Source organism: Archangium sp. (genome assembly GCF_036388035.1).
In the GTDB taxonomy this organism is placed as follows: domain Bacteria; phylum Myxococcota; class Myxococcia; order Myxococcales; family Myxococcaceae; genus Archangium.
Map to the genome: position 1 here is coordinate 1 of NZ_DASVSO010000396.1, position 1,876 is coordinate 1,876.

General features: G+C 74.0%; 1 protein-coding gene. It reads right to left on the reverse strand.

What is annotated here, in order from left to right; all coding sequences use genetic code 11:
• On the reverse strand, positions 1–1,876 hold a 1,876-nt coding region (locus VF697_RS16085), incomplete at both ends, for a VIT and VWA domain-containing protein (protein ID WP_331095904.1).

Here is a 1,876-nt window from a genome sequence, read left to right on the forward strand (position 1 = left end):
CCTCGTGCCCCTCGGGCTCGTCTGCCCCGGCGGGCTGCGCGGCGGCCACCTCCACGCGACGGGGAGGCTCCTGCACCCGCTTCTCGCTGTCCTCGGCGACGAGCGCCGTGTACGGGCTCAGCAGCGAGTGCTTGAGCGCCAGTCCCAGCACCTCCAGCCGGATGTCCGCCGCCTCCGAGGGCTCCCGCGCGAGCCGCTCCAGGCGCGAGTCGATGCGCAGCCGCGCCCACAGCCGCTCGAGGCCCGAGGCCTGCTCGGACTCCTCGGGCAGATCCACGTCCACCTCCTGGCGGAAGGGCTCGCCCGTGGCCGTCCTGCCGGTCAGCACGAGCCGAGTCCGGCCCGAGCCGCTGAAGCGGCCGATGACCTGCACCGTCTGGCCGCCGAAGAGGTCCGGGATGGGGCTCGGGTAGACGTCCGCGGGCAGCGCGTCCTCCCAGGACAGCCGCAGCTCGGTGAGCACCGGCCCGGCCTGCCGCACGCGCCGCGCGAAGCGGGGCACCACGGTCTCGATGTCCTCGGTGGGCAGCAGCACGTCGCTCGCGCCGCCGCCCGCGCGGGCCAGCTTCTCCACGAGGTAGCGGTTGACCGCGGGGCCGATGCCGAGCACGTACAGCCGGGTGTCGCGGCCGAGCAGCTCCGGGGCGCGGCGCAGCAGCCGTCCCTCGTTGCCCACGGCGGCGTCGGTGAGGAGCACCACGAGCCGGGTGCGCCCCTCGCGCACCGGCAGCTTCGCGACGCGCTCCAGGGCCTCCTCCAGCTCGGAGCCTCCGCGCGCCGACAGTCCGGCGAGGAACGTGTCGAGGAGACCCACGGTCTCGGGCGAGCGCGGGAGGAAGGCCTCGCCCAGCCCGTCCGCCGCGAGGCGATCATGGTCGAAGGCGAAGAGCTGCACACCGTCCTCGGGCCCGAGCTTGTCGAGCATCATCCGCACCGCGCGTCGGGCCTGGGGCAGGCTGCCGCCGCGCATGGAGGCGGAGCGGTCCACGAGGAAGACGACGTCCCGAGGCAGGCCCACCTTGCGGCTTGGGCTCTGGCGCGAGGCGGAGACGACCGCGCCGCAATAGCCGCAGCGCCACGCGGGCCCGATGCCGGGCACTTCGCGGACGGCGCCGGGGTCCTCGAGCGTGCCGCCGCAGTTGCCGCAGCGCACCGCCTTGCCGCCCGTGGACTTCGCCTCGATGACGTCGGACGGGGCCTCGACGGGCGGGGTGATGGCGAGCAGGAAGGTGCCGGGCTTGTCGGCCTTGCGCTCGAAGAAGACCTGAGGCCGGACACCTTGCTCCGCGGCGCGCCAGGCGAGTACGAAGTCCCGGTTGGGCAGGGAGTCGGCCGGGCTGAGCCGCACGCGCCAGCCGCCGGAGACGGGCTCGCTGAGCACCTGGTGCGAGGGGGAGCGGGGCGTGTCGATGGACCGTCCCGGCCGCAGCTCCAGCTCCAGGGAGATGTCGCCGGCGCGGTCCTTGGAGGCGGGGCGGGGAGGGCGGATGCGCGCGCCATCGCGCACCTGGTCGGTGCCGCCCGAGGCCATGGGCTTGCCGGACTGGTAGCGCTCGGTGGAGACCATGGGGAAGACGAAGCGCCACTCGCCATCGTCGAAGGCGAGCCGCTCCTGGTAGCCGAGCGTCACCTCGATCTTCTCGCCCGTGGGGATGTTGGCCACGGAGAGGGTGAAGAGGTTGGGGCGCTCCTGTTCGAGCAGGGTGGCGCTGCGGCCCTCGCTGCGTGCGGCCTCGTAGGCGCGGCGGGCCTCCTCCTTCTCCTTGATGACGGCCTGGACGGTGCGCTCGCCGATCTGGAAGCTCATCCGGTGGACGGAGGCCTCGTGCGGCAGGGGGAAGAGGTAGACGGCCTCGATGGGCCCGCCGGTGTCGTT